Origin of the sequence: Actinomadura viridis, assembly GCF_015751755.1 — a bacterium.
GTDB classification, from domain to species: Bacteria; Actinomycetota; Actinomycetes; order Streptosporangiales; family Streptosporangiaceae; genus Spirillospora; species Spirillospora viridis.
The window spans coordinates 8,775,273-8,802,173 of sequence record NZ_JADOUA010000001.1; the positions used below are offsets into that span (position 1 = coordinate 8,775,273).

Consider the following 26,901-nt stretch of genomic DNA (forward strand, 5'->3'; position numbering starts at 1 on the left):
GGGAACGTCATGCGCAACCCCCTCGCCCGCACCGCAGCCGCCCTCACCCTCGGCGCCACCTGCCTCGTCCTGCCCGCCGCCCAGGCCGCGCACGCCGACCCCACCGGGACCGGCTGGAGCCTCGTCTTCTCCGACACCTTCGACGGCGCGGCGGGCAGCGCACCCAGCACGGCCAGGTGGAACTTCCGCACCGACGTCAAGGCGCTCAGCGCGCAGCTCGCCCGGAACGTGACCCTGTCCGGCGACGGACGCCTCCTCATCGACCTGAAGAAGGAGAGCGTCTCGGGCAAGGAGTTCACCGGCGGCGGCGTGGTCAGCAAGCAGGCGTTCCGGTACGGCTACTACGAGACGCGCGTCCGGCTCAACGACGGGCCCGGATGGCACAGCGCGTTCTGGCTCATGGCCGGGAACGGCACCACCACGTTCAACCCCGAGCACCGTACCGAGATCGACGTCCTGGAGACCGACTCCGCCCAGCCGCGGACGACCCAGCACAACGTCCACACGTGGAAGGACGGGACGACCAAGGCGCCCGTCCACTACGGCACCGGCGTGTACGACACCGGCGTCGACCTGCGGCAGTGGCACACCGTCGGCGTCGACTGGCGGGAGACGAGCGTCCGCTACTACATCGACGGCGTGCTGAAGTTCACCGCGCCCTACCTCCCGGGCCAGTGGACGCACGACTACCTCAACATCTGGCTGACCTCGATCGCGTACGGGGTGTCACCCGACCCGGCCATGCTCCCGGCGAGGGTCGAGTTCGACCACATCAAGTATTGGCAGCGTGACTACTACGTGGACAACGACGGGCCCGCGGGCTACGGCTACAGCGAGACGGGCGAATGGCAGGACAGCGCCGTCGGCGGATGGACCCACGGGTCACCGGTCAGGTACGCCTGCGCCGCCGGGGCCAAGGCCACCTGGCGGCCCAACATCCGGTCGTCCGGCGACTACGCCGTGTACATCTACAACCCCGCCGGATCGGGTGGCGATCCGGCCGCCCGCGCCCAGCTGAACGGGGGCACGGCCGTCACGGTGAACCAGGGCTCCGGCACCGCCGGCTGGGTCTCGCTGGGCACCCGTGCCCTTGCGGCCGGGACCGGCAACACCGTCACGCTGACCGCGAGCGGGTCGAGCTGCGCCCGCGCCGACGCCGTGAAGTTCGTCCGCCAGTGAGCGGCTACCGCTGGCGGACCACCGGACGCCTGGTCGCCGACCGCGTCATCGGCATCGTCCGCGCCCCGGACGCCGCGACCGCCCTCGGCCGGGCCCGGCTGCTGGCCGGCGCCGGCCTGACCGCCGTCGAGATCTCCCTCACCACCCCCGGGGCGCTGGACGCCCTCCGGGAACTGGTGGCGGGGGAGACCGCCGGCGGCGGGACGGGGGTGCTGGCGGGGGCGGGCACGATCCTGGACGAGCACCAGGCGGACCGGGCGATCGCGGCGGGAGCGGCGTTCCTGGTGTGCCCGTCGCTGTCCGTGCCGGTCATCCGGACCGCCCACCGCCACGGCGTGCCCGTCGTGGCGGGGGCGGCGACCCCGACCGAGATCGTCCAGGCCCTGGAGGCCGGGGCCGACCTGGTCAAGCTGTTCCCGGCCGGGCGGATCGGACCGGACGGGCTGCGCGCGATCCGGCAGGCCCTCCCGCAGGCGCCGCTGGTGCCCACCGGCGGCGTCACCCTGGAGTCCGCTCCCGAGTGGATCGCCGCCGGGGCGGTCGCCGCGGGAATGGGAAGCGAGCTCACCCGCGGCCCGGAGGACGCGATCCGCCCCCGGATCCGGGCGCTGCTGGAGAGCCTGCGGACGCCGTGACCGGGACGCCCGGCGGCGGACCGACCTCCGCCGCCGGGCGCCCGCGGCGACCGGCCCCGAGGCGGGCGGACGTGACCCGCCGCCGGGACGTCAGCGGTGTCAGCGGTAGGTGTCGGCGGGCCCCAGCGCCGGGCCGTGATCGAAGGTGTACCGGGGGCCGGGGAAGCCGTCCGGCCTGCGTGCGGGCGCGGCGTCGCTCCACCGGGCCGACGCGCCGTCCAGCTTGATGAGGACCGCCTGGCGGAGCTCGGGCAGCCGCGCGTACAGCCGGTCGCCGGGGCAGGCGGTGGCGTTGTAGTCGCGGTGCCCGACGATGGCCGCGGCGGGGTCGAGGCCGTACACGCCGCACAGCCACGCGCACGTCTCGACCAGCCTGTTCCACAGGGCCGTGGTGGGCTGCACGGTCATGTACAGGCCCTCGTTCTCGATGCCGATGGTGTGGTCGTTGTGGTTGGCGGTCTGCGCCCCGACGACGTGGTCGCCGGCGTTGATGGCGGCGAGGCTCCGGTTGCGGCCCTCCATCAGGTGGCCGCCGCGGCTGATGGTGAGCTGCTGCCCGGTGTCGGCCCAGCCGTTGGAGTCCATGTGGAAGTTCTGGATGCCCCGGGACAGCGAGTACGCGGCGGCCACCGAGTAGTCGGTGGTGTTCGCCGTGGCGGTGTGGTGGACGACGATGTGGTCGGGCGCCCGGTCGAGCACGGTCGCCGCGGACGTCGGGGGGCGGGCGCCCCACTCCGCGCGGGTGTGGACGCGCGGCGCGGCGAGCGCGGAGGCGGGGGACGGGGTGGCGGCCACGCCGAGCACGGTGCCGCCGGCGACCGTGGCGGCGCCTTTCAGCAGGGTCCGTCGGTTCAGGGAGCTTTCTACGGACATGAGCGGGCTCCTCGCGGTGTCGATCGGTCGACGAGGGGACTGGCGCCGAACCGTAACTGACGACTTGCGGGATAGATAGGTACTAGAGGGCGCTTTGCGACTTGTGGTGCATCTGTTAGTGGTGAGTTTGTAGGGTTTTGTCGATGCGCTTGCCTGACCACCCTTTGATAGGGAGTCGGGTGGTGTGTCAGAGAGTGACCGTTCAGGGTGCCCCGCGGCGGACCGGTGAGCGGGGGACGGGTCCGCCGCGGGGCCGGACGGAGGGCCGTGGTGGGGGAGCCCTCCGGTGATCGTGGGGTGGCCGATCGCCCCCGACTATTCATGACGAATGGGGAGAAGGCCACCATCGGACGCGCGTACCGGCGGCGCGCCATGGCCGCCCTGAAACACCGCCGCGCCCGGAACGATGTCCTACCTGCCCGAACGGTGTGCCCGCGGGGCCGTGGCCGGCGGCGAACTGAAAGATCGGTTGAATTTCAGCGCCGGGCGGACGGGCCTCGAAATAACTGAAGGGCTCCGGACCCCTCTCCTGGCGGATAACTCTTTGAAGCTGCTCGATTGCGCATGGTTAAGGGTGGGGAGAGTACCTCGCGATGTTCCCCCCACCCCCCAAGGCGGCGCGCATGAACGAGGTAACGACCCAGCCGACCACGACCGTCCGGCCCGGCGACAAGCGCTATCCCGCACTCAGCCGCGGCTTCAACCAGCGCTGGATCGCCCGGCCCGACTACGTCCGGCTCGTGCGTTCCCCCGAGGAGGTCCGCACGGCGCTCGCCGACGCGCTGAAAGGGGGGTCCGGGACGGACCGGCGGCGCGTCACCGTCCGTTCCGGCGGCCATTGTTACGAGGACTTCGTCTGCGGCGAGGACGTGCGGGTGATCCTGGACGTCAGCCCGATGTACGGCATCTCCTTCGACCCGGACATGAACGCCTACTGCGTGGAGGCCGGTGCGACCAACTGGCACGTCTACAGCCACCTCTATCCCCTCAGCGGACGGGCCCTCCCCGGCGGCTCCTGCTATTCGGTGGGGCTGGGCGGCCATATCATCGGCGGCGGCTTCGGATTGCTGTCCCGGCAGCACGGGCTCACCGTCGACTATCTCTACGCGGTGGAAGTGGCCGTCGTGCGGAGCGACCATTCCGTGGAACTCGTCGTGGCCCGGCGCGACGATCCCGACCCCGAACTCCGTGAATTGCTGTGGGCCCATACGGGCGGCGGCGGGGGCAACTTCGGCGTCGTCACCCGTTTCTGGTTCCGGGACCTGCCCGAGCCGCCCCGGCAGGTCCTGCTAGTGGGCCTCGCCTGGGACTGGGCCGACTTCCGCAAGGCCGATTTCAGTCAGCTGGTCACCGCGTACGGCGAGTACTTCCGCGACCACCAGGACCCGGAGACGGCGCCCGGGAAGCTCTTCGCGATGCTCAAGCTCAACCACGTCAGCAACGGCCAGATCGGGCTGCTGGCCCAGGTCGACGTCGACGACCCCGAGGGGCCCGAGGCGATGAGGGACTTCCTCGACGCGGTCGACGGCGGCATCTCCCCGGTCTCCAAGGCCATGACCGTGCCGATGGGGGAGCACCCGCCCGTCGTCCACATGGACATCCCCCGCGTGATGCCCTGGCTGACGGCCACCCAGGCGCTGAACGGCAGCGGCGAGAACCGCTGCGGGAAATACAAGTCCGCGTACCTGCGCGAGCCGTTCACCGGTCATCAGATCGACGCGATGTGGGCCTACCTGGGCAAGGAGAAATACAAGGACTACAAGAACAAGCAGGCCCTCATCCAGGTCGACTCCTACGGCGCCGCCATCAACAGGCCGTCCCGCGACACCGCCGTACGGCAGCGCGACTCCATCCTCAAACTCCAGTACCAGGTGTACTGGACGGCGCAGGATGTCCACGAGCCTGAGCACATCTCCTGGATCCGCGACATCTACAAGGCGACCTTCGCCGAGACCAAAGGCGTCCCCACGATCGGCGGGCAGACCGACGGCTGCTATATCTGCTATCCGGACGCCGACCTGAACGACCCGAAGTGGAACGGATCGGACCAGCGCTGGCCGACCCTCTACTACAAGGACGCCTATTCCAGGCTGCGCGCGGTCAAGAAGCGGTGGGATCCGAACAACGTCTTCCGGCACCGCCAGTCCATCGAACCGCCCGGCGCCTGACCCCGTGCCCGCCGCGCCGGTCCCGACGGCCCCGGGCCGGCGCGGCGCCTTTCCCGCACCCTTGCCAGGCCGTTCCAGTCCCTACCGGGCCGTCAGTCCCTACCGGGCCGTTCAGTCCTCGTCGGCGGGAAGCGTGAAGAGCCGGATGTGGACCGGGCGGGCACCGGGAGGCGCCTCCTCGGCGCTGAACCCGTACTCGCGCAGGAGGCGGAGGTACGCCTCGAAGAACTCGGCCAGGCCCTCCTCGGTCATGCGGGTGAAGCCCCGGGAGAGCCTGGTCCACTCGCGATTCCGCGCGTACTCCTCGGGAAGCCTGCTCAGCAGGGCCAAGTCCTCGGCGTGGCCGAGGCGCACGACCTCGGCGAGGGCCGCGCGGCCGGCCGGGTCCAGGTCCTCCGGCGCGGGCAGCCGCCTGTCGCGCGGGCCCTGGACGGCACGCCACCAGCGTTCCCGTCCGGCGGACCGCTCGGGGATCTCCTCGATGAACCCGTACTTCTCCAGCTGGCGCAGGTGGTAGCTGGTGGTGCCGGTGCTCTCGCCGAGCACCTGGCCGAGGGTGGTGGACGTCGCCGGGCCGTGCGCGGTGAGCCGCTGCAGGATCCGGCGGCGGAGGGGATGGCTGAGCGCCTTGAGCCTCTCCGGAGCGTCGTGCGTGACCGGCCCGGCGTCGTCCTCCATGGGCAGGAGCCTAATGCGGTGAGTTGACCGGCGCGGCGCCAACCTTGGTGATCTCGTTGCCATAGGGGCGCCGGGCGCGGGGGATCGTCGTCATTGCCGAGGGCCTCGCGCGGGCCGGCCTCCCGTGCCGGTGCCGCGCCGGAGGCCATGCGACCACCATGCCGCTAGGAAGGGACCGGGATATGGCGAAGTCAGGCAGGGGCAAGAAGCCGGGCCGGGGCGGGGCTCCGGCAGCGGGGGACAAGGCCACGTGGCCGAGCCACGGCGCCGACGTGCGGGGGACCGTGAACGAGGAGATCACTGAGCGGGCCGAGGGCGCGGGACGCGAGGGGGCCCCGTCCGAGGACGACCGGCACATGGCGCGCGGCGACAAGAGCGGCAAGAAGGCCGTCCACAAGCCGTCGGCCATGAAGCACCTGAAGAAGAAGGGCTGACGGCCGCGCGGCGGCCCGTCACCTCGGGCTCCCTTGATGTCCACCCCTCAAGGGAGCCCGCGGCATGTCCGGTGCCGCAGGTCAGGCCGGTTCCGGGCGCCGCTTAGCGGCCCGGCGCCGGGGGTAGGGCCAGCGGTGATCCAGTCAGCGAGCCATCGGGGGGACGCATGAGCACGGCGCCGGCCGACGTGCCCGTACGGGACGTCATCGACCTGCTCCGCCACCAGCACGATCAGATCCGCGACCTGTTCGACCTCGTGGAGAAGTCCACCGGGACCCGCCGCCGGGAGGCGTTCCACCGCCTCGTCCGGCTGCTGGCGGTGCACGAGACCGCGGAGGAGGAGATCGTGCACCCGATGGCCCGGCGCGCGCTGCCCGGCGGCGGGGAGATCGTGGGCGAACGCCTCGCGGAGGAGCGGGTGGCCAAGGAGCTGCTCGCCGAGCTCGACGGCATGAACACCGGCGACCCGCACTTCCTCCCCAGGCTGAGAGGGCTGCGCGACACGGTGCTCGCGCACGCCCGCGCCGAGGAGACCGAGGAGTTCGAACGGCTGCGCGACGCGTTCAGCGAGAGCCAGCGCCGCGGCCTGGCCGCCGCCGTCCGGGTGGCCGAGGCGACCGCTCCCACGCATCCGCATCCGGGTGCGGAGAGCGCGACCAGGAACCTCCTGGCCGGGCCGCCCCTGGCCGTGATCGACCGGGTGCGCGACCTGATCAGGGACGCCATGAAGTGAGACGGCCGGCCACGGGGGCTCGGCCGTGGCGAGCGGGGGCGCCGGAGCGGCCCCGCCTCTACGGGGGAGGGACCAGCACATGAATCTCGAGGAACGCCGCGCCCAGGAGCGGCCGGAGGAGGCGGGACGATCACCGTTCGTCCCGGCCATGCGAGGCATCGAGCGGGCGCGGGGGCTCGACACGATCGGGAAGGGGCTGGAGCCGGTGATCCGGCCGCTGTCGTCCTCGACGAGGACGGCCGCCCTGCTCCGCGGCCGGTGGTTCGGCCACGCCGCGCACCCGGCGCTCACCGACCTGCCGCTCGGCGCCTGGACCTGCACCAGCCTGCTCGACCTGTTCGGCGGCCGGCGGGCCCGCCCGGCGGCCCGCGGGCTGCTGGCCTTCGGCCTGGCCGCCGCCGTGCCCACCGTGCTCTCGGGAGCCGTCGAGTGGGACGAGACCGAGGGCGGCGACCGCCGGGTCGGCGTCGCGCACGCCGGGATCAACGGGCTGGCGGCCTGCCTGTACGGCGCGTCCCTGATGGCCCGCCGCCGGCACCGGCACGGGCTGGGCGTGGGCCTGGCCCTCGCGGGCGGCGCGGCGGCGATCGTCGGCGGCTACCTCGGCGGCCACCTCACGCTGGTCCGGCACGTGGGCAGCAGCGACCCGGGGTTCGAGGAGGAGCCCGAGCGGCAGGCCCGCAAGCGGCCCGAGATGGCCGGGACGGGGGCGCGCGCCTGAGAGCGCCCGCTCCCGTTCGCCATCGGCCGGCCGGTGGCTGAACGCGGCGGCCCGCGGGCGGGGTCCGTGCCCGCCGGGCCGCCGGCGGGCGGTCCCGCTGCCCGCCGGTAAGTGAACGGTTTGTAGGGTGGCGCCCCAGAGGACCGCACGCGAAGGGCGCGACACCCATGGACTTCACGCTCCCCGAGGAACTGACCGGCCTCCTCGCGAGGCTCGACGCGTTCATCGAGCAGGAGATCGAGCCGCTGGAGCGGCGGGACGACAACATCCGCTTCTTCGACCACCGCCGCGAGGACGCCCGTACGGACTGGGAGCGCGGCGGGCTGCCCGACCGGGAGTGGGAGGCGCTGCTGGGCGAGGCGCGGCGGCGCGCGGACGCGGCGGGCTTCTACCGCTATCCGTTCCCCAAGGAGTACGGGGGGATGGACGGCACCAACCTCGGCATGGCGGTGATCAGGGAGCATCTCGCCGCCCGCGGCCTGGGGCTGCACTGCGACCTGCAGAACGAGCACGCCATCGTGGGCAACAACGTCGCGCTGCTGCTCATGCTGGAGTACGGGACGCCCGAGCAGCGGGCCGAGTGGGTGGACGACCTCGCCGAGGGCCGCCGGTTCTTCGCCTTCGGCATCACCGAGCCCGACCACGGCTCGGACGCCACGTTCATGGAGACCACCGCGGTCCGGGACGGCGACGGCTGGGTGATCGACGGTGAGAAGACCTGGAACACCGGGGTGCACGCCGCCGACCACGACCTGATCTTCGCCCGCACGTCCGGCGCGCCGGGCGACGGCACCGGGATCACCGCGTTCCTGGTCCCGACCTCGGCGCCGGGCTTCGAGGTCCAGGAGTACCTGTGGACCTTCAACATGCCCACCGACCACGCGCACATCAAGCTGACCGGCGTGCGGGTGCCGGACACGGCGGTCTTCGGCGGCGAGGGCCGCGGCCTGCAGGTCGTCCAGCACTTCTTCAACGAGAACCGGATCCGCCAGGCGGCCTCAAGCCTCGGCGCGGCGCAGTACTGCGTCGACCAGTCGGTCGCGTACGCGAAGGAACGAGCGCCGTTCGGCAAGCCGCTGGCGTCCAACCAGGCCATCCAGTTCCCGCTGGTGGAACTGCAGACGCAGTGCGACATGCTGCGGGCGCTCATCCACAAGACCGCCTGGCAGATGGACACCGGGGGCCCCTTCTCGGCGTCCAAGGAGGTCTCGATGTGCAACTACTGGGCCAACCGGCTGTGCTGCGAGGCGGCGGACCGGGCCATGCAGGTGCACGGCGGGCTCGGGTACTCGCGGCACAAGCCGTTCGAGCACATCTACCGGCACCACCGGCGCTACCGGATCACCGAGGGCGCGGAGGAGATCCAGATGCGCCGTGTCGCGGGCTACATGTTCGGCTTCATGAAGCAGAAGGCGCCCAAGGGCGTCGGGGAGTAGGCCGGGAGCGCCCCTCGCGGGGCGATCGGGAAGGAGGGGCGGCCCGCCACTGGCGGGCCGCCCCTTCCATGCGTGTGATCCGTCGGGTCAGCGCCGTTCGGCGATCAGGAGCAGGAAGAGCGCGGTCGGGAAGCCCTCGCGCCACCAGGGATCGCTGCGCAGCTGCTCGTCCGTCGGGTGCGGCTCGCGCAGGTCGGCGATGACGAAACCGGCGTCTCGGAGCGTTCCAGAGTAGTACTCGAGGGGACGGAGGAACGAGGTGATCTCCGCGGGGGACTCCAGCCCGTCCACGAGGAAGCGCTGGTCGACGCCCCGCGGGGTGAAGTAGCGGGAGGCCGGCACGCTCGCCGTCGCCCCGCGCTCGGAGTCCTCGACGTAGAAGCACGGGTGCAGGGTGAGGATGATCAGCCGGCCGCCGCTCCGCAGGACCCGGCCGAACTCGCGGATCGCGTCGCCCGGGTCGTGCAGGTGGCTGAACAGGTGGTTGCAGACCACCAGGTCGAAGCCGGCGTCCTCGACCGGCATCGCGTCCACGCTCGCGCGGATGAACGACATCGACCCGCGGCGGCCGTCCGGATGGCCCTCGGCCGCGTCGATCAGCCCCTGGCTGGCGTCGACGCCCACCACCTCGGCGCCCCGGGCCGCCAGCTCCCGGGCGAGATAGCCCTCCCCGCAGCCCGCGTCGAGGACCCGCAGCCCCGCGCAGGGGCCGATCGCCTCCAGCATGGCCCGGTCGGTGAGCTCGGTACGGTACCGGTCACGGCCCTCCCGGATGATCTTCACCCAGTACTCCGCGTTGGCCTCCCAGCGCTCCCGCGTGAGGTTCGCCACCGACTGAGTCGCCTCTTTCACCGACCCCCCATTCCTTTCGCATGGATCAGGCCATGCCCCGCAGCTGTTTCACCAGTTTCTCGCAGGCGACCCGTATTTTCCGTTCCCGGCAGCCGGCGCCACGCCGATGCAGTGCCGTGATCAGGTCGCCGATCCGTCCGCCGAACGTGGGATCGCGTTGCAGCGCCAACGGAATATATGTCGACACCAGATAGTACAGGTAGGCGTCGTTGTAACTCGTGATCTCCCGCAGCACCTCGCGCGCCGTATTACGCAGCAGCAGCGAGCTGGGCAGGGTGAAGTCGGAACTGATCCGGCCGTCGCGCGTGTAGGTGGGGAACGACCATTCCTCCAGTGCGGCGTACACCGGCGTCCGGATGAGCTGCCGCCGGTATCTCTCGGCCAGGTCGAGGTCATTGGAGCCGATCAGTGACCCCATGACCACGCCCCGCATCATGAAGGCGTTCTGGCGTCCCGGCACCTGCGGGTCCAGTTTCGCGTCAAGCGTGCCGGTCACCTTGCTGACCTGGTGCGTCAGGATGTTGAGGGCCAGGATCGAATGGAACGAATAGTTCTTGCGGTTCAGCCGGGGAGTGAGATCGACCGAGGACTCGACGAGCTTGTGCGGGTCGTCCAGCAGCCCGTGGCCGCGCTCCCGGGAATAGAGCGCCTCCAGCGCGCGGTCCTGTTCCTGCCCCCAGAAACGGGCCAGATAGGAGGACACCCGGGCGGTGGCGTTCCCGCGGACGATGTGCAGCGCCGCCTCAAGGGCGTTCAGCAGATGCTGCTGGGCGATGCTGGAATTCTCCAGGGCGTTCAGGTCGACCGAGAGTCCTTCGCCGTCCAGATCGTTGACCAGCGAATTCCGCCGCCGCCGCAACGAATGCGCCATGGAGTATTCGGCGATTCCCGGAACCGACGAGATCAGGCTCTGCAAGGACCGCCCGCTGATGCGGTCGAGCCATTCGGTGTTGTCCCACAGGCGGGATACCGTGCTCTCGTCCAGCCCGGAGAACATCGCCACGTCGGACATGTTCAGCCCGAGTTCCCTGGTGATCTCCGAAAGAGATCTCGGCTCGCCGTCGGCGGTCATGAATCGCCCCAAGAGTGGCACCTGCTGACACGTCGATCGTATCGGGGCGATCGGGGGCGGCAAGGGCCGTTGGCGCGATCGGCCGGCGTGATTCCGCCACGGTGCCGTTCCGCGGACGAGGGCCGAACCTCTCATCGAGGGACTGTGCGTCAGCGAGGGGCTGTGCGTCAGCGAGGGACTACGCGTCAGCGAGGGACTGTGCGTCATCGAGGGACGCTGCGCCGTTCATCGAAGGAACGAGCGGGCTTGCGCCCGATATGGCCTGCGAGGGGCATGTGCTCCCCGGGCCGCGGGCCACGGGGCGAGAGGGCCAGGTCCGCAGGAAAGGGGAGCACCGGCCGGAGCGGTTCCAGGCCCTCGGTGAGCCGCGCTATCCGCTCGCGGCTCCGGGGCGTGAACGGCACGCCGGCGCTCTGGTAGATCCCGGCCGCCGCGTCCAGTTGGGGGGTGCGCACCGCGTGGGAGACCGCCACGTGGCTGCCGGGCGGGAGCGCGTCCACGAGGGCGGCGACGGCGCCGTCCGGGTCGTCGCCGTCGGTGAGGTGGTGCAGGACGCCCACCAGCAGCACCGCCACCGGCTCGTCGAGATCGATCAGCCGCCGCAGCCCGGGATGGCCGAGGATCGTGGCGGGCTCGCGCACGTCGCCGGCGAAGACGCCGGTGCCGTCGCCGAGGGCCATCAGCGCGCGGGCGTGGGCGAGCACCATCGGGTCGTTGTCGACGTAGGCCACCCGGCAGCCCGGGTGGACCCGCCGGACGATGGCGTCGACGGTGTCGTGCGCGGGGAGGCCGCAGCCGATGTCGAGGAACTGGCGCAGCCCGGCCCGTTCGGCGAGGAAGCGGGTGGCACGGTGCAGGAAGGCGCGGTTGACCCTGGCCAGCGAGCCGAGCACGGGCGCCTCGCGCAGCGCCCGTTCGGCCAGGTCCCGGTCCACGGCGTAGTTGTCCTTGCCGCCCAGGAAGTAGTCGTAGACCCGGGCGTTGCTGGGAGGCGCGGTGTCCAGGCCGCCCGCCGGCTCCCGCGCTCCGGGCGGGAGGCACGGGGTGCCCGTGAGGGCGGGCGGCGGCTCCGGGAGGCGGGGGCCGGGTCGCCGGGGAGGGCTCAGCACCGGCCCCCGGGTCATGGCGTCTCCCCTACCTCGTCGACGGCCACCTTGAACCAGAACGTGGTGGACCCGTCGATGTTGTGGTGGCGGCCGTGGTCGGCGGCGAGGGTGTGGATGAGCAGCAGGCCGCGCCCGTTGACGGCCGGGTCGCCGTCCTCCGCGCCTCCGGCCGGGTCCGGGAGCGCGGCCCCGTGCGCCGCGAGCGGCTTGGGACGGGGGCCGCCGTCGATGACCTCGACGCGCACCCCGCCGTCGGCGTGCAGGGCCGAGAGCGTGACCGTGCCGTGGCGGCGCGGGCGGGCGTGCACCACCGAGTTGGTCACGGCCTCGCTGGTCAGCAGTTCGAGGTCGTCGAGCACGGGGGCGGCGGCGCCGAAGCACTCGCCGGCCACCGCCCTGACATAGGAGCGGGCCAGCCGTACGGCGGCCGGGGTGGCGGCGATGTCGATCTCCCCGAGGAGACCTTCGGAGGTCAGGCCCGGGTTCCATCCGTAGGGCGTCCCCACTTCGAGGGACGGCTCGGCGAACGGGCCCGAGCAGAGCGTCGGCGATCCGGACCAAGCGTCAAGTGTGTCCATGGCTGCGGCGTTTCCACGTGTCCGTGTCGGGCTGTAACCGAACATTCGCTGTATGCCTGGTGGGAGTCGGAATGTGGCGGGTCGTGCGAGCGAGCCGGGGTCCGTCCGCACAACAGCAACTCTGACGCGGCGAGGCCGTTCGGTCACGGCCGCTTGCACGCGTGCAAAGCCCTCCCCGCACGCTGCGGAAAGTCCGCCCGGAGAGCGTCAGGGCGTCCCGGCGACGGCCTCCGGCTCGGCCTCGGGCGGCTCGGTGAGGACGTTCCGGGCCTCCAGGTGCCGGACGAGGAGCCGCCCGATGTGCCGGATGTGGCCGGCCATCGCGGCGCGCGCCGCGTCCGGGTCACGGGCGCGGAGGGCGTCGAAGACGGCGGAGTGGTCGTGCGCGGACGCCTCGGCCCAGCCCTCGATGGTGCCGAAGAAGCGCAGCGGCACGTAGTGCACGGTCAGGTTCAGGAGCGTCGTCATCCGGGACGAGCCGGAGGACTTGTTGACGGTCCGGTGGATCTCGTGGTTGAGCCGGTCGACCCGCTCGGCGTCGCCGGCCCGCGCGGCGTCCTCCAGCTCCCGCTGGACCCGTCCCAGCCGCTCGATCTCCGCCTCGTCCAGCGCGACCGCGGCCCGTGCGGCCAGCTCGCCCGCGATGTACGCCTGGACGCGGAACAGGTCGTCGACGTCCCGCGCGGTCAGCGGCAGGACCCGGAACCCGCGGCGGGGCTCCCAGCGCACCGCGCCCTCGCTGTGCAGGATCATCAGCGCCTCGCGCACCGGTGTGGCGCTGATCCCCAGCTCGGCGGCCAGCCGCTCGGTCCGGACGTAGTCCGGGGCGCGGAGCCGGCCGATCATGATGGCCTCCCGCACGTAGGCGGCGACCTTCTCGCTGAGCTGGTGCTTGTCGTCGAGCGCCGGGCGGCCTCCGGCCCCCGGCGGCCGGCTGCTGGGCATCGCACCTCCGCTCCGTTCCCGGGCCGACCGGCCGAGCATACTCGCGGGCGGCCTCGCCCCGGCGACGATATTCCACATTCTATAGAATCTGGATACCGTGTCCGGCGGAACCGGCCCAGGGGAGCGAGGAGAGCATGGACGACGCGGCGCAGCAGGAACCGTCCCCGCCGCTGGCGGGGATGCGCGTGATCGAACTGTCCAGTTTCGTGGCCTCGCCCCTGGGCGGGATGACGCTCGCCCAGCTGGGCGCCGACGTGATCCGGATCGACCAGGTGGGCGGCGGGCCCGACATCGGCCGCTGGCCGCTGGCCCCGTCCGGGCACAGCCTGTACTGGGCGGGGCTGAACAAGGGGAAGCGGTCGGTCACCGTCGACCTGCGCTCGCCCGAGGGCCGCCGGATCGTCGCCCGCCTGGTCGCCGGGAGCGGCGAGGACGGCGGGATCGTCCTCACGAACGCGGCCCCGCGCGGCGGGCTGGCCTACGACGACCTGCGGGCCGCGCGCCCCGACCTGATCCACCTCCGCCTCCTCGGCCACCGGGACGGCCGCAACGCGGTGGACTACACCGTGAACGCGGAGCTGGGCTTCCCGTACCTGACCGGGCCGGAGAGCCACGACGGCCCGGTGAACCACGTCCTGCCCGTCTGGGACGTCGCGTGCGGGCTCTACCTGGCCACGGGCCTTCTGGCCGCCGAGCGGCACCGGGCGCGCACCGGCGAGGGGCGGCGGATCGAGGTGGCCCTGTACGACGTCGCGCTCGCCACCGCCGGCAACCTCGGCTACCTGGCCGAGGCCCAGCTCTGCGACACGCCCCGGCCGCGCCTGGGCAACCACCTCTTCGGCGACTTCGGCCGCGACTTCGCCACCGCCGACGGCGAGCCGGTCATGGTGGTGGTGCTGACCGGGCGGCACTGGCGCGACCTGCTGGCCGCGACCGGGCTCGGCGAGGTCGCCGCCGCCCTGGAGCGGGCCTTCGGCGCGGACTTCGGGCGCGCCGCCGACCGCTACCGCCACCGGGAGGCGCTGGGCGGCGTCATGGCGCCGTGGTTCGCGTCCCGGACCCGTGCCGAGATCGAGCGGGACCTGGGCGACGCCTCGGTCCTGGTGGCGCGGTACGGCGACCTGGCCGGGCTGACCCGGGACGATGCCGCCGCGCTCCGTTCCAGCCCGCTGATGGACGTGCTCGACCAGCCCGGCGCCGGCCGCCATCTCGCGCCGGGGCCGCCGCTGGTGTTCGACGGCCGGCAGGTCCCGCCCCGTCCCGCGCCGGTGCTGGGGGAGCACACCGGTGAGGTGCTGCGGGAGCTGCTGTCGCTGTCCCCGGGCGAGGTGGACGACCTGCGCGCCCGCGGCGTGGCCGGAGAACCCGCGGGGCCGGCCCCGGAAGCCGGAAGGACGGCCGCGGAAGCCGGAAGGGCGGGCGGGAGATGAGCACGGGAGCGTCCGGGGCGCCGGGCCTCGCCGCGTACGTGCGCGGCTGGCGGCCCGAGGAGCTGACGGCGACCGCGACGATCGGCCCGGCCCCGGCCGCGGCGCTGGCCGGGCTGCTCGACCGGGCCGGTGACGCGCCCGCGGCCGGCGATCCGCTGCCGCCGCTCTGGCAGTGGCTGTACTTCCTGGACTGGCCCGCCCAATCGGAGCTGGGCCCCGACGGCCATCCCCGGGACGGGCACTTCCTGCCGCCCGTCCCGGACCGGACCCGCATGTTCGCCGGGGGGCGGCTGCGGGTCGCGGAGCCGCTGCGAGTGGGCGCGGACGCCGTGCGCACCTCCGCCGTCACCGGCGTGAAGGTGAAGGAGGGGCGGACCGGCGAGCTGCTGTTCGTCACCGTGCGGCACGAGTTCCGCCAGGACGGCGAGCTGCGGGTCACCGAGGAGCAGGACCTGGTCTACCGCTCCGGCGGGGGCGGCGCCGCGCGCCACGAGCCGCGCCGGGACGAGCCGTCCTCGGCCGCGCCCTGGCTGCTGCCGCTGGAGGCCGACCCGGTGCTGCTCTTCCGGTTCAGCGCGCTCACCGCCAACGCGCACCGCATCCACTACGACCTGCCGTACGCGCGGGACGAGGAGGGCTACCCGGACCTGGTGGTGCACGGCCCCCTGCTGGCCGTGCTGATGGCCGAGCTGCCGCGCAGGCACGCGCCGGAGCGGCGCCTGGCCCGCCTCGGCTACCGTTTCCGCCGCCCGGTGTTCGCGGCCGAACCGGTGCTGGTGACCGGCGTCCCCGGCGGGGCGGCCGCGCGCCTGTCCGTCGCCGGCGCCGCCGGGACGGTCCGTGCCGAGGCCGAGGCGGAGTTCGCGTGAAGGGGGACGGCGTGTACGAGCTGAACGACGAGGAGAGCGCCATCGTCGGGACGGTCCGGGACTTCGTCGACCGGGAGGTCCGCCCGGTCGTCCGGGAGCTGGAGCACTCCGACACCTATCCCGAGGCGCTCATCGAGCGGATGAAGGCGATGGGCGTCTTCGGCCTCGCCATCCCCGAGCCGTACGGGGAGGCGTCGGTCTCCACCCCCTGCTACGCGCTGGTCGCCGAGGAGCTGGCCCGCGGCTGGATGAGCCTGGCCGGGGCGATGGGCGGCCACTCGGTGGTGTCCAAGCTGATCCTGGCGTACGGCACCGAGGAGCAGAAGCGCCGCTACCTGCCGCGCATGGCCACCGGGGAGCTCCGCGCCGCGATGGCGCTGACCGAGCCCGGCGGCGGGTCGGACCTGCAGAACCTGCGGACGGTGGCGCGGCCGGACGGCGACGGCTACGTCGTCAACGGCACCAAGACCTGGATCACCAACGCCCGCCGCGCCGGCCTGGTCGCCCTGCTCTGCAAGACCGACCCCTCCGCGCGGCCCGCCCACGCGGGCATCAGCGTCCTGCTGGTGGAGAAGGGCCCCGGCTTCACCGTCTCCCGGGACCTGCCCAAGCTCGGTTACAAGGGCGTGGAGAGCTGCGAGCTGTCCTTCGACGACTGCCGGGTGCCCCGTACGGCGCTGCTCGGCGAGGTGGAGGGGCGGGGGTTCGCGCAGATGATGAAGGGCCTGGAGATCGGGCGGATCCAGGTCGCCGCGCGCGCCACCGGCGTGGGCCGCGCCGCGTTCGACGACGCCTTCCGGTACGCGCAGGAGCGGGAGAGCTTCGGCAAGCCGATCTGGAAGCACCAGAGCGTCGGCAACCTCCTCGCCGACATGGCCACCGGGCTCACCGCCGCCCGCCGCCTCCTGATGCACGCGGCGGAGCGGTACGACAGCGGCGAGCGCTGCGACATGGAGGCGGGGATGGCCAAGCTGTTCGCCTCGGAGACCGCCATGGAGGTCGCCCTCAACGCGGTCCGGATCCACGGCGGGTACGGCTACTCCACCGAGTTCGACGTCGAGCGCTACTTCCGCGACGCTCCGCTGATGATCGTCGGTGAGGGGACCAACGAGATCCAGCGCGACGTCATCGTCCGGCAGCTCGTCTCCCGCGGCGGCCTGCCGTAGCGAGCCGGGCCCGGCGTTGATTTGCGGCGAGTTGTCGTGTGACCGAGTGGTCAGGGCAGCGACGCGCCGCAAGTCGATGTGCCCGCGGGACGATATGGCCATTCCCGGCCATACGGGTTGATCGCTAGAAATTTCCGACCGTCAGGGCGGCCGGGCCGCCGGCGTGCCGGGGGGAAGGGCGTGCAGGTCGGAGGGCGGGGTGTCCGGCGCGCCCCCGCGGCGGGTCTCCTGACTGGAGGAGCCGACTCTCGTCTGACCGCTCAAAACGATCAAGGGCTCTGTAGGATCGGCGGGTTCGCCGCGCCTTGACCGCGTCACCCGCCGCGTTCACCCTGGCGCCGAGCCCTGTCCAGCCCCCGACGCGTTCTGGAGAGTCCATGGCCCACGATGCCCTCCCCTATGTCCTCGACCCCGCCGGTACCGACGTTCAGGGCGAGGCGGCCCGCCTTCGGGACCGCGGGACGGCGACACGGGTGGAGCTGCCCGGCGGCGTGGTGGCCTGGGCGGTGACCGCGCAGGAGCCGCTCCGGCGCCTGCTGGCCGACCCCCGGGTCTCCAAGGACCCCAACCGGCACTGGCCCGACTGGATCGACGGGAAGATCCCCCAGGACTGGTCGCTGGCGCTGTGGGTGTCGGTGAAGAACATGTTCACCGCCTACGGCGACGACCACCGCCGGCTGCGCTCCCTGGTCGCCAAGGCGTTCACCGCGCGCCGCGTCGAGGCGCTGCGGCCGGGGATCGAGAAGATCACCAACGGCCTGCTCGACTCGCTCGCCGCGTCGCCGGACGGGCGGGCCGACCTCCGCGAGGGCTTCGCCTACCCGCTGCCGATCGAGGTGATCTGCAGCCTGTTCGGCATCCCGGAGGACGCCCGTCCCGGCCTGCGCCGCTGCGTCGACGGCGTCTTCAACACCGCCCTCACGCCGGAGCAGGCGATGGCCAACCAGCACGAGCTGTACGGCATCCTCACCGAGCTGGTCGCCCACAAGCGCCGCGAGCCCGGCGACGACATGGCCAGCGGCCTGATCGCCGCCCGGGACGACGACGGCTCGCGGCTCAGCGAGGCCGAGATGGTCGACACCCTGATCCTGATGATCTCGGCCGGCCACGAGACCACCGTCAACCTGCTCGACCACGCCATCACGGCCCTGCTCACCCACCCCGAGCAGCTCGCCCTCGCCCGTTCCGGCTCCTGGGCGGACGCGGTCGAGGAGACGCTGCGCTGGCAGGCGCCGGTCGCCAACCTGCCGCTGCGGTACGCCGTGGAGGACGTCGAGGTGGACGGCGTCGTCATCCCCAAGGGCGACGCGATCCTGGCCGCCTACGCCGCCGCCAACCGGGACCCGGGCCTGCACGGTGAGGACGCCGACCGGTTCGACATCTCCCGGCTGAACAAGGAGCACCTGGCCTTCGGGTACGGGGTGCACTTCTGCGTCGGCGCCCCGCTCGCCCGGCTGGAGGCGGAGATCGCCCTCCCGGCCCTCTTCGAGCGCTTCCCGGACCTCGCCCTGGCCGTCGACCCGGGCGAGCTCCGGGCCGTGGAGTCGTTCATCTCCAACGGGCATCGTTCACTGCCGGTCACCCTCTACGGGAGCTGAGCGCGCGGAGAACGGAGAAACGGACGGGACCAGGGTGCGCCCTTTTCCCGTCCGTTTTCCGTCAGTCATGGACGTGCTTGACATCCGGCGCGGTCGCGGCGGTACTGTTTCGTCGCGCTCGGGGGGAATTCGCTGAACGGAGACCACCTCGACCGAAGGGGAACGCCGTGCAGGAAACGGTGACCGCGCCGCACGGTGGGCCGCGCGGCCGGGGCGGGCTGGTGGTGCTCGGCGACGGCCTGGCCGAGGGGCGCGACGACCCCGCGCCGGACGGCGGCCGGGCCGGCTGGGCGGTTCGACTCGCCGGACTGCTGGACCTGCCGCGCGACCGGGTCGCCGGCTTCGGCGTCGCGGGCGCGACCATCTCGGAGGCGGCCCGCGTCCAGCTGCCCGCGGCCCGCGGGCTGCGGCCGGCCCTGGTGCTGCTGGGCTGCGGCCTGCGGGACGTGGTGAACGGCGTGCCCGCGGATGATCTCCGGGGCCATCTGGAGGAGATCTTCGGTTGGGCGCGGTCGGCGGGCGCGGTGGCCATCGCCGCCCCCGTGCTCCGGCCGCCCCTGCTGGCCCGGACCATCGTCTCCGAGTCCCGGAGGAACGCGACCCTGGAGCGCATCCACGCGTTGAACGCGGGAATGCGCGAGAGCGCCCGCGCGCACGGCGGGGAGTTCATCGAGCCGGAGATGCTGCCCCGGCTCGGCGACGGGTCGGCGTGGAGCTTCGACGGGATCCATCCCAACGCCGCCGGGCACGCCCATCTCGCCGAGGTGACCGCGGAGATCGCCCGTCCCCTGATCGAGGCGCCCGCCGCCCCGGCCCCGGGGTAGCCGGCCCGGAGTGCCGGGTCCGCAGGCCCCGGCCCCGACCGCGGCCGTGGAAAGGCCGGCGGCGGGCCGCGCACAGCGACCCGCCGCCGGTTCACCCGTCCGGCTCAGCCGTTGGGGCAGGTGTCCCTGTAGTCGGAGATGTCGCCGATCGCGCGCGGCGCCGGGCACAGGAACTGGTCGTAGCGGGTGTCGTTGTCGATGAACCGCTTCATCCAGCTGATCATGTACTTGGCCATGGTCGTGTTGGAGGTCTGCGGGAAGAAGTGGCTGGCGTTGTCCAGCTCCAGGTACGCCTTCTCGGGAGCCGCGCTCAGGCTCGTGTAGAAGGGGATGGCGTGCGAGGAGACCGGCGCGACGCTGTCGGACTCACCGCCGATGATCATGGTGGGGGTGCGGACCTCGGGCCAGGTCTTGTCGGTGTTCCACGGGGCGATGGGGATGGCGGCCTTCAGCGAGGTGCGGTCCTTGGCGGCCTCCAGGCTGCCGCCGCCGCCCATCGAGTGGCCGGCCACGGCGAGCCTGGAGGCGTCCACCCGGGAGCGGACCGAGCTGCGCTGGGTCAGGTAGTCGAGGGCGGCCAGCAGCTGGTCGCCGCGGCTGGCGGGCTGGTCCAGGGTGGTGTTGGTCTCGATGCCGAAGACCACGAAGCCCTGGGAGGCCAGGCGCGGCCCGAGCCAGGACAGGCTCGACCAGTACGCGGTGAACCCGGGCGAGATGGCGATCGCGCCGAAGGTGCCCTCGCTGGTGGAGGTGGGGTAGTAGATCTCGCCGCCGCCGAAGCCGGTCACGCCCAGGCTGGACACCGAGGTCTGGGAGGTGGCGAACGGGCCGCGGACCGCGGTCACGCTCGACTCGGTCGGGGCGGGGCCGCGCTCGTAGGGGTTCTCGGCCGCTTGGGCGGAGGGGGCGGTGCACAGCCCTGCCACCAGAGCTGCGCCGGCCCCGAGCAGGCCGAGTGACTGCTTGCGAAGCATGGGTCTCCTCTCGCTGACGGTCGAGCGGCAGGGGGAGCCGCCCGCCGTTCCGCCGGACCGGGTGGACCTGGATCCCGAGGCGCTGCGGTGCCACCCGGGCACCGGTTCGCCGTCAGTGTGGCGCGGCCCCCGGGCGCGGGCATCGGTGAAACCACCGCCCTCGCGCCTCCCGGGGGCGGCCCTGTGGACGGCGTGCGCGCACGGGAGATCGAACTGGGGGCCCGCACACCGGAGAGGGCCGTGCGGAAGGGCTAGCGAGAGGCTTGCTGCGGGGCCGGCGGCTCCGGGACGGGCGGCGCCGCCCGTACCGGACGCAGCCCGGGGGCGAGGCTCAGGGTGACCGCGACGGACACCGCCGCCAGCACGGCCATCGCCGTACCGGGCGAGGTGTGCTGCGCGATCGTCCCGGCGAGGGCGGCGGAGACCCCCTGCATGGTCAGCATCCCGGAGGACTGGAGCCCCAGCGCCTGGCCCCGCATGGTCTCCGGGGTCAGCGACAGCAGGCGTTCCTGCAGCAGCAGGGTGCCCGAGAAGCCCGCGGAGGCGATCGTGACGGCCGCCAGCGCCAACGGGAGCCCCGGGTCCAGCGCGAAGAGCAGGTACGGCACGGCCAGCAGAAGGTAGGGGCGGGGGCCGAGCCGGCTCCGCCAGGACGGCGTGGCGAACCGGCCCATCACGGTGTCCCCGGCGAGCATGCCGAGCGCGGCGAAGGCGAGCAGCAGGCCCGCGTTCCGCGGCGTGTACGGGACGAACAGCGACTCGCAGCCCACGATCAGCCCGTTCGGCACCCACATCGCCAGGTAGACGCGGCGGCGGGACGGGGACGACAGCAGCAGCCCGTTGGCCCGCCAGGTCTGGGCGACCGAGGGGCGCCCGGCGGCGCGCGGCGGGCGCCGGGCCAGGCGCAGGCGGGCGACGAGCGCGGCGGTGAGGTGGAGCGCGGCCCCGGCCAGCAACGTCCCGCGCGGGGACAGCACGGCCAGCAGCCCGGCACCGGCGGCGAACCCGCAGATCTGCATGGTCCCCGTGGTCATGTTGAGGACCGAGCGTCCGATCAGGTAACCGTCCGCGGGGAGGATCTCACTGAGCAGCCCGTACCGCACCCCGCCGCCGACGGACGCGACCAGGCCCAGGGCCACCACGACGGCGACCCCCGCCCAGCCGGGCAGGCCGGGGACCGCCAGGGCGGCGGTGCCCGCGGCGGAGGCCAGCGCCAGCCCCGCCGTCGCGGCCCGCGGCGGGATCCGGTCGGCCGCCGACAGCAGCGTGACCGCGCCGATCATCTGGACCAGGGACTGGCCGAACATGCTGAGGGCCGCCAGCAGCGGCGACCCGGTGGCCGCGTACACGAGCGTGCTGAGGGCCAGCCCGCTCACCGTGGTGGCGGCAACCTGGAAGGCCGAGGTGGCGAACAGCGGTGTGAACTCGGGGGATCGGAACAGCTCCCCATAGGTGCGCATGGCCGGAGTCTCACGAGTACCCACCGCGGGCGGTTAATGTTTCGCGGGGAGGCGAAACGTATGGGCATGTGGCGGATCAGCGTGGACACGCTGGCCCGGAGCCGGTTCGTCGTCTCGCCGCTGGCCGAGACCCTCGCCTGCGTGAAGACCCTGGAGCGGGGGACCGCCGCCCATCCCGGCGAGCGCGCCTGGCTGGACGCCCACCTGCCCGCCTACCGGGCCCGGCTGGCCGCCGAGCCGGTCACCGCCCTGGTGATCAAGTCCGCGCTGGGCCGCCGCTGGAACGCCGACTACCTCATGCCGACGCCCCCGGGTATGGGCGACCTGACCTTCCAGGAGGAACTGGAACGGGTCCGTGAGACGCCGCCCGAGGCCGTCCGCGCCCACCTGCTGATGGCGCTGGAGCGCCCGCTGCCCGTCCCGCTGCGCCGCCGGCACGACCTGGCCGAACGCACCGCGGACCTGCTGGAATGGGTGTGGACCGTGACCGTGCTGCCGGACTGGCCGCGCCGCCGCCGGGTCTTCGAGGCCGACGCCGTCGCGCGGGCGGTCCGGCTCGGCCGGGGCGGATGGGCGGACGTGCTGGACGACCTGCGTCCCGGGACGCGCTGGCTGGGCGACGGCCGGTTGCGGATCAACGTGCACGACTACCCGCCCCGGGACATCAGCGGGGCGCAGCTGTTCTTCGTCCCGGTCACCGCCCGCACGGGCTGGGTCACCTGGGAGGAACCGGACCGCTACGCCCTGATCTACCCGTGCGCGGGGCCGCTGGCCGGGACGGAGCGCCCGCCCGTGCCCGAGGCCCTGGGGGCGCTGCTCGGCCCGGCGCGGGCCGGCGTCCTCGTCCTGCTCGGCAGCCCCATGAGCACGACGCAGCTGGTGGCGCTGACCGGCCAGGGACTGGGCTCGGTGGGCCGCCACCTCAAGGTCCTGCTGGACGCCCGCCTCGTCCTGCGGCGGCGGTCCGGACGCTCGGTCCTCTACTACCGCACCGCCGCGGGCGACGCGCTGGTCGAGGCCCAGGAGGGAGAACCCTCCGGGGCCCGCGACGCGTTCAGGTAGCGGCCGTCAGGTGTTCCTGCTCGACACTCCCTGCCGCGCCCCGCGCGAACGGGGACGCCCCGCCCGGCCGTGGGTGTCGCGCGCGGCGGGCTGCGTGCGCCGGCGGGGAGCGCGCCCGCCGCCGGACGGCTGGGCGGCCGTGACGGGGACGGGAACACCGGAGGGCGTCCGGGCGCCGGTGATGCGCGCGAGCTCGGCGTCACCCGGCTGCACGCGCACGTTCTGCGGCGTGATCCCGGCGGCGGACATCAGCCGGTCCATCTCGCGGCGCTGATCCGGCAGGACCAGGGTGACCACGGTTCCGGACTGGCCCGCGCGGGCGGTGCGCCCGCCCCGGTGCAGGTAGTCCTTGTGGTCGGCGGGCGGGTCGACGTTGACGACCAGGTCGAGGTCGTCGACGTGGATCCCGCGCGCGGCGACGTTGGTGGCGATGAGCACGCTCACGCTGCCGCCCCGGAAGCCGTCCAGGGTGCGGTTGCGCTGGGACTGCGTCTTGCCGCCGTGCAGCGCGGCGGCCCGCACGCCGCTGGACATCAGCCGCCGGGCGAGCCGGTCGGCCGCGTGCTTCTTGGCGACGAACATGATGACCCGGCCGTCGCGGGCGCCGATGTGCGCGATCGCGTCGTTCTTGTCGGTCTCGGTGACGTGCAGCAGATGGTGCTCCATCGTGGTGACCGCACCGGCGGGCGGGTCCACCGAATGGGTGACCGGGTCGTGCAGGAAGCGGTGCACCAGCCGGTCGACGTCGCGGTCGAGCGTCGCCGAGAACAGCATCCGCTGACCGCCCGGCGCGACCTGGTCGAGCAGCCTGGTGACCTGGGGCAGGAAGCCCATGTCGGCCATCTGGTCGGCCTCGTCCAGGACGGTGACGGCCACCTGCTCCAGCCGGCAGTCGCCGCGTTCGATCAGGTCGGCGAGCCGGCCCGGGGTGGCCACCACGACCTCCGCGCCGCGCCGGAGCGCGGCGGCCTGGCGGGTCAGGGACAGGCCGCCGACCACGGTGGCCGTCCGCAGGCCGACCGCCTCGGCGTACGGGGTGAGGGCCTCGGAGACCTGCTGTGCCAGCTCCCGGGTGGGAACGAGCACCATGGCCAGGGGGTGGCGGGGCTCGGCGCGCCGCCCGGCGGTGCGGGCGAGCAGGGCGAGCCCGAAGGCCAGGGTCTTGCCCGAGCCGGTGCGGCCGCGGCCGAGGACGTCACGCCCGTTCAGCGCGTCCGGCAGGGTCGCCCCCTGGATCGGGAACGGCGCGGTGACGCCCTGGCGTGCCAGGGCCTCCAGGAGCGCGGACGGCATGGCCAGCTCGGCGAACGACGCGACCGGCGGCAGGGCCGGTGTGGTGGCCTTCGGCGGGGCGGCCTCGGTGCGAGGGGCGGAGCCGTTGCGGGGGGCGGAGCCGTTGCGTGCGGCGGGACGCCGGCCGCGCGGACGGTTACGGGACATGCGGGAGACCTTCCTCGGAGCGGCACGTGTCGAGGAGTGCTCCGGAGCCGTAGGCCGCGCGAAGAAGTCGCAAGAACGAACCAGTGGGGAGACGGACGGCGAGTGGACGGCCGGTCACGTCGGGAACGGCGGGATACCCGCCAAGGGCGGCGGCGGGGCCGGAATTCCGGTCCCGCCACCGCCCGCGGTCGCTTCAGGAGGCGACGATGTTCTCCGCCTGCAGGCCCTTCTGGCCCTGGGTGATGTCGAAGGACACCTTCTGGCCCTCCTGCAGCTCCCGGTAGCCGTTGCCGGCGATGTTCGAGAAGTGCGCGAAGACGTCGGCGCCGCCGCCGTCCTGCTCGATGAAGCCGAAGCCCTTTTCAGCGTTGAACCACTTCACGGTACCGGTGGCCATGTTGATCTCCTTCTGGGTCGGTCCCGTTCCACACCGTGTGGAACGGGGTCGCCGCGATCAGCCCATCCGGAGAGTGTCCAGAAAAACAAAAATGCGCCTGACGAGATCCGGCAGGCGCACACAAAAGTTTATGGGAACCGCAACTGGTTCCACCTTAGCACACGGCCCGGTTCGCGGTGCCCGCGTGGGAACCGGGCCCGGAACCGTCCAGGCTCCGTGCGCTCAGGTCTGCGGGGCGGGGGCGGCCCGGGGCCGTACGAGCAGGGCAGACATGATCACGCCGGTGGCGGCGGACAGCACGTGGCCCACGCTGGAGTAGTCGGGCAGCCATCCGTACCAGTCGGCGGCGGTCAGCGGGTAGAGGACGGCGACGGCCGCCCAGGGGAGCCGCAGCCACGCGGGCAGGAGCCAGGTGACCGCGCCGATGGCGCCGAGCGCGCCGAAACTGACGCCGTAGTCGAGCTCGTGCGTGACCGCCTCGGGGTAGCGGCCCGTAGGGACGGCCGCCGCGACGACGGCCAGGACGGCGAGCGTGACGAGGACGTGCGCGGTCGCGAAGACGCCGAAGGCCCGGGCGGTGCCGAGGCGGCGTTCCAGCAGGCCCAGGCACACCGCGATGCCCAGCCCCACGATCAGGGCGGTGTCCAGGAACGTGCCGGAGAAGTCGACGACCAGGGCGCTGCCGACGAGGCGCAGCGGCGCCGACCAGGTCATGTCGGCGAGGTTGGTGCTGACGGCGGCCAGCACGCGCCGTTCCGAGGCCGGTGACAGCAGGCGGAACACCACGACATGGGTGGCCAGCAGGAGGGCCAGGTACGAGATCGTGCCCGCGTTGTGGCGCGAAGCCCCGGCCCCACCGCTCTTCATGATCTTCAACACACCCCGAGGGTATTCCCGCCCGCTGCCCTCGTCCCCCCGCTCGGGCAGGCCGGTGTCAGCCGCGGGACGGACCGCCGTTCAGCGCGCGCAGCAGCATGGGGAGGGAGCGGCGCAGTTCGCGCTTCCAGTACGGCGTTCCGTGCGTGCCGCGGTAGAAGTGCGTGGTGACCGGGACGCCGACCTCGGTGAGGCGGTGCGCCACCGTGCGGCTCTCGTCCGCCATCACCGCCTCGGTGAGGGAGACGACCTCCTCGGGGAAGAAGGCGGCGAGGTCCTGCATACCCGGGATGACGGGGTCGGGGTCGACGGGGTCGTCGTAGACGCCGGGGGTGCCGTCGCCGGACGAGATGTACACCGGTGTGCCTCGCAGGCGCTCGGCCAGGTGGTACGGGTCGTTGGCCAGCCAGATGTCGCGTTGCCGCACCGGGTCTCCCCAGATCCTGCGCCAGTCCACCTTCAGGTACTCCGCGCCCCCGCTGATCGCTTTCACGTACTGCGGAGGGCTCAGGAAACCGCTGTAGCTGGCCGCCGCGCGGAACATTCCGGGATGGCGCGCGGCGTACTTGACGGCGCCGTACCCGCCCTGGGACTCGCCGGCGATCGCGCGGCGGGGCCCGGCGCCGTAGCCGCGTTCGAGCAGCGTGCGCACCTCGTCCAGGTGGAAGGTCTCCACGGCCGGGGCTCCGCCCCGGCCGTCGTTCCACCAGTCGCTGTAGAAGCCGAAGAACGGCATCTGCGGCGTCACGACGAGGACGTTCCGCAGTTCCGGCAGCCGCTCGATGTCGTACTCCTCGGTGAACGACTCGTACTCGCCGTGCCCGCCGGGCAGCAGGTAGAGGACCGGCCACGTGCGGGTCGCGCCCCGTTGTTCCCAGCCGTCGGGTGTCAGCAGCCTGACCTTGCCCGTGCCCGCCAGCGCGGGTGACCGCACGGTCAGGTCGACCACCCGGGGCCGGACCTGTTTCTCGTCGATCACCTCGGCGCCCGACGCCGGCGCCGGGCCGGGATCGGCGCGGGCGCCGCCCGGGAGGACCACCAGCACCGCCGCCAGCGCTCCGGCGGCTCCCAGGGCCCGTCCGCGGCCGTTTCCGCTTGTCATCGGAACCTCCATCGCATCGGATGTTCCGACGCTAGGAGCCGGCCGTTGTCAACCGCGTCCCACTGCCGTGTGATTCCGTCCGCTCATACCCGAGTACTACGCCGGCGGACTCCGATTCCCGGGCGATCACCGCCCGTGCCGGGCCGGCCGGTTGGGATCACCCGATTTTCCCGCGGGCACGATCTGGCGGCGTCCGTGCATTTTTCGCTGGGCGGTGGAATGTCGGGTCGCGAGCGTGAAATAAAGAGAGATCCGTTGACGTCGATCATCGAGTCGGGTCACCTTTGAGATA

At 72.9% G+C, this 26,901-nt stretch carries 26 protein-coding genes; 13 read left to right on the plus strand and 13 right to left on the minus strand.

The features are described 5' to 3' along the window. Nucleotides 1-9: 9 nt before the first annotated feature. Together IW256_RS41900 and IW256_RS41905 are read left to right on the plus strand one after the other, a co-directional pair. A complete protein-coding gene (locus IW256_RS41900) occupies nt 10-1,179 on the plus strand; it encodes a glycoside hydrolase family 16 protein (protein WP_231404114.1) in 1,170 nt (389 codons plus the stop codon). Next, nucleotides 1,176-1,814, plus strand: coding sequence for a bifunctional 4-hydroxy-2-oxoglutarate aldolase/2-dehydro-3-deoxy-phosphogluconate aldolase (locus IW256_RS41905; RefSeq protein ID WP_307829366.1), 639 nt, complete (start codon nt 1,176-1,178; stop codon nt 1,812-1,814). Before IW256_RS41900 ends, IW256_RS41905 begins: the two co-directional genes overlap by 4 nt. 99 nt (nt 1,815-1,913) lie before the next feature. Here the strand turns inward: IW256_RS41905 and IW256_RS39910 are convergent, their stop codons facing one another. Continuing rightward, nucleotides 1,914-2,687 (minus strand): peptidoglycan recognition protein family protein, encoded by a 774-nt coding sequence (locus IW256_RS39910; RefSeq protein ID WP_197015878.1) that lies wholly within the window; start codon nt 2,685-2,687, stop codon nt 1,914-1,916. A gap of 623 nt (nt 2,688-3,310) precedes the next feature. Between IW256_RS39910 and IW256_RS39915 the strand changes: the two genes are divergently transcribed. Beyond that, nucleotides 3,311-4,855: an FAD-binding oxidoreductase gene (locus IW256_RS39915; protein WP_197015879.1), complete on the plus strand. Its 1,545-nt coding sequence runs from the start codon at nt 3,311-3,313 to the stop codon at nt 4,853-4,855. 111 nt (nt 4,856-4,966) lie between these two features. Here the strand turns inward: IW256_RS39915 and IW256_RS39920 are convergent, their stop codons facing one another. Then, entirely contained in the window at nt 4,967-5,533 is a 567-nt protein-coding gene (locus tag IW256_RS39920; RefSeq protein ID WP_197015880.1) for an ArsR/SmtB family transcription factor, read from the minus strand. Between the two features lie 182 nt (nt 5,534-5,715). Here IW256_RS39920 and IW256_RS39925 point away from each other — a divergent pair, with 182 nt between their 5' ends. From IW256_RS39925 to IW256_RS39940, 4 genes are all read left to right on the plus strand, one after another. Then, nucleotides 5,716-5,967 (plus strand): hypervirulence associated TUDOR domain-containing protein, encoded by a 252-nt coding sequence (locus IW256_RS39925; RefSeq protein WP_197015881.1) that lies wholly within the window; start codon nt 5,716-5,718, stop codon nt 5,965-5,967. Between the two features lie 167 nt (nt 5,968-6,134). Continuing rightward, the gene (locus tag IW256_RS39930; RefSeq protein ID WP_197015882.1) at nt 6,135-6,701 is read left to right on the plus strand and encodes a hemerythrin domain-containing protein; all 567 of its coding nucleotides are present in this window, start codon (nt 6,135-6,137) and stop codon (nt 6,699-6,701) included. Between the two features lie 79 nt (nt 6,702-6,780). Continuing rightward, nucleotides 6,781-7,422, plus strand: coding sequence for a DUF2231 domain-containing protein (locus IW256_RS39935; RefSeq protein WP_197015883.1), 642 nt, complete (start codon nt 6,781-6,783; stop codon nt 7,420-7,422). A 167-nt stretch (nt 7,423-7,589) separates the two neighbouring features. Then, on the plus strand, nt 7,590-8,858 hold the full coding sequence (locus tag IW256_RS39940) for an acyl-CoA dehydrogenase family protein (RefSeq protein WP_197015884.1): 1,269 nt from the start codon (nt 7,590-7,592) through the stop codon (nt 8,856-8,858). Nucleotides 8,859-8,945: 87 nt separating this feature from the next. On the opposite strand, the gene IW256_RS39945 is transcribed toward IW256_RS39940, so the two are convergent. The 5 genes from IW256_RS39945 to IW256_RS39965 all read right to left on the minus strand — a co-directional run bounded on the left by IW256_RS39945 (nt 8,946) and on the right by IW256_RS39965 (nt 13,411). Beyond that, a complete protein-coding gene (locus IW256_RS39945) occupies nt 8,946-9,710 on the minus strand; it encodes a class I SAM-dependent methyltransferase (protein WP_197015885.1) in 765 nt (254 codons plus the stop codon). A gap of 25 nt (nt 9,711-9,735) precedes the next feature. Beyond that, nucleotides 9,736-10,782, minus strand: coding sequence for a hypothetical protein (locus IW256_RS39950; RefSeq protein ID WP_197015886.1), 1,047 nt, complete (start codon nt 10,780-10,782; stop codon nt 9,736-9,738). 203 nt (nt 10,783-10,985) lie between these two features. Beyond that, nucleotides 10,986-11,906, minus strand: coding sequence for an SAM-dependent methyltransferase (locus IW256_RS39955; protein ID WP_197015887.1), 921 nt, complete (start codon nt 11,904-11,906; stop codon nt 10,986-10,988). Next, on the minus strand, nt 11,903-12,466 hold the full coding sequence (locus IW256_RS39960; RefSeq protein ID WP_197015888.1) for an ATP-binding protein: 564 nt from the start codon (nt 12,464-12,466) through the stop codon (nt 11,903-11,905). The genes IW256_RS39955 and IW256_RS39960 overlap by 4 nt, the downstream gene beginning before the upstream one ends. A gap of 207 nt (nt 12,467-12,673) precedes the next feature. Next, nucleotides 12,674-13,411 carry a GntR family transcriptional regulator gene (locus IW256_RS39965; RefSeq protein ID WP_231404115.1) on the minus strand — a complete coding sequence of 246 codons (738 nt, stop codon included), beginning with the start codon at nt 13,409-13,411 and terminating at the stop codon, nt 12,674-12,676. A gap of 134 nt (nt 13,412-13,545) precedes the next feature. Here IW256_RS39965 and IW256_RS39970 point away from each other — a divergent pair, with 134 nt between their 5' ends. The 5 genes from IW256_RS39970 (at nt 13,546) to IW256_RS39990 (ending at nt 19,298) form a co-directional block, all read left to right on the plus strand. Then, entirely contained in the window at nt 13,546-14,841 is a 1,296-nt protein-coding gene (locus IW256_RS39970) for a CoA transferase (RefSeq protein ID WP_197015889.1), read from the plus strand. Beyond that, nucleotides 14,838-15,710 (plus strand): HTD2 family dehydratase, encoded by an 873-nt coding sequence (locus IW256_RS39975; RefSeq protein WP_197015890.1) that lies wholly within the window; start codon nt 14,838-14,840, stop codon nt 15,708-15,710. Before IW256_RS39970 ends, IW256_RS39975 begins: the two co-directional genes overlap by 4 nt. Then, entirely contained in the window at nt 15,707-16,876 is a 1,170-nt protein-coding gene (locus IW256_RS39980; protein WP_420535438.1) for an acyl-CoA dehydrogenase family protein, read from the plus strand. Before IW256_RS39975 ends, IW256_RS39980 begins: the two co-directional genes overlap by 4 nt. Before the next feature lie 377 nt (nt 16,877-17,253). Then, a complete protein-coding gene (locus IW256_RS39985) occupies nt 17,254-18,474 on the plus strand; it encodes a cytochrome P450 family protein (RefSeq protein WP_197015891.1) in 1,221 nt (406 codons plus the stop codon). 167 nt (nt 18,475-18,641) lie between these two features. Continuing rightward, nucleotides 18,642-19,298 carry a GDSL-type esterase/lipase family protein gene (locus IW256_RS39990; RefSeq protein WP_197015892.1) on the plus strand — a complete coding sequence of 219 codons (657 nt, stop codon included), beginning with the start codon at nt 18,642-18,644 and terminating at the stop codon, nt 19,296-19,298. A 104-nt stretch (nt 19,299-19,402) separates the two neighbouring features. Here IW256_RS39990 and IW256_RS39995 read toward each other — a convergent pair whose 3' ends face one another. Together IW256_RS39995 and IW256_RS40000 are read right to left on the minus strand one after the other, a co-directional pair. Next, nucleotides 19,403-20,272: an alpha/beta hydrolase family protein gene (locus tag IW256_RS39995; protein ID WP_197015893.1), complete on the minus strand. Its 870-nt coding sequence runs from the start codon at nt 20,270-20,272 to the stop codon at nt 19,403-19,405. 251 nt (nt 20,273-20,523) lie between these two features. Next, nucleotides 20,524-21,732, minus strand: coding sequence for an MFS transporter (locus IW256_RS40000; protein WP_197015894.1), 1,209 nt, complete (start codon nt 21,730-21,732; stop codon nt 20,524-20,526). A gap of 66 nt (nt 21,733-21,798) precedes the next feature. On the opposite strand from IW256_RS40000, the gene IW256_RS40005 reads away from it, so the two are divergent. After that, the gene (locus IW256_RS40005) at nt 21,799-22,794 is read left to right on the plus strand and encodes an ArsR/SmtB family transcription factor (RefSeq protein ID WP_231404117.1); all 996 of its coding nucleotides are present in this window, start codon (nt 21,799-21,801) and stop codon (nt 22,792-22,794) included. A gap of 6 nt (nt 22,795-22,800) precedes the next feature. On the opposite strand, the gene IW256_RS40010 is transcribed toward IW256_RS40005, so the two are convergent. The 4 genes from IW256_RS40010 to IW256_RS40025 all read right to left on the minus strand — a co-directional run bounded on the left by IW256_RS40010 (nt 22,801) and on the right by IW256_RS40025 (nt 26,609). Next, nucleotides 22,801-24,234 (minus strand): DEAD/DEAH box helicase, encoded by a 1,434-nt coding sequence (locus tag IW256_RS40010; RefSeq protein WP_231404118.1) that lies wholly within the window; start codon nt 24,232-24,234, stop codon nt 22,801-22,803. Between the two features lie 193 nt (nt 24,235-24,427). Continuing rightward, nucleotides 24,428-24,631, minus strand: coding sequence for a cold-shock protein (locus tag IW256_RS40015; protein WP_197015896.1), 204 nt, complete (start codon nt 24,629-24,631; stop codon nt 24,428-24,430). A gap of 222 nt (nt 24,632-24,853) precedes the next feature. Beyond that, nucleotides 24,854-25,510: a rhomboid-like protein gene (locus tag IW256_RS40020; RefSeq protein WP_197015897.1), complete on the minus strand. Its 657-nt coding sequence runs from the start codon at nt 25,508-25,510 to the stop codon at nt 24,854-24,856. A gap of 55 nt (nt 25,511-25,565) precedes the next feature. Next, entirely contained in the window at nt 25,566-26,609 is a 1,044-nt protein-coding gene (locus IW256_RS40025; protein ID WP_197015898.1) for an alpha/beta hydrolase, read from the minus strand. Nucleotides 26,610-26,901: the final 292 nt, after the last annotated feature.